Here is a 524-nt window from a genome sequence, read left to right as displayed (position 1 = left end):
GTACGGAAGTAGAACTGTGGACGGTAGCCTTTGAAGAATGGCGTGTGACGACCACCTTCATCTTTGCTCAGGATGTACACTTCAGATTCGAACTGGGTGTGCGGCTTGATGGAGCCTGGTTTAGCCAGTACCTGACCACGTTCGATTTCTTCACGTTTGATACCACGCAGCAGAACACCTACGTTCTCACCAGCACGGCCTTCGTCCAGCAGTTTGCGGAACATTTCAACGCCAGTACAGGTAGACTTAACGGTGTCTTTGATACCAACGATTTCAACTTCTTCGCCAACTTTGATGATACCGCGCTCAACACGACCGGTAACAACGGTACCACGACCGGAGATGGAGAATACGTCTTCGATTGGCAGCAGGAACGGCTTGTCGATAGCACGCTCTGGCTCTGGGATGTAGCTGTCCAGGGCTTCGGCCAGTTCGATGATTTTCGCTTCCCACTCAGCTTCGCCTTCCAGCGCTTTCAGCGCGGAACCGCGGATCACTGGCAGGTCATCGCCTGGGAAGTCGTA

General features: G+C 53.2%; 1 protein-coding gene. It reads right to left on the bottom strand.

From position 1 onward, the window contains the following. Positions 1-524 (bottom strand): EF-Tu/IF-2/RF-3 family GTPase (locus ACJ8J4_RS24750; RefSeq protein ID WP_442516113.1); only part of this gene is annotated, 524 nt, incomplete at both ends.

The sequence above is a fragment of the Serratia sp. CY47280 genome (assembly GCF_052168655.1).
GTDB classification, from domain to species: Bacteria; Pseudomonadota; Gammaproteobacteria; order Enterobacterales; family Enterobacteriaceae; genus Serratia; species Serratia bockelmannii.
The sequence above is the reverse complement of the archived record's forward strand: the minus strand, read 5'-3'. Positions and strand labels throughout refer to the sequence as shown.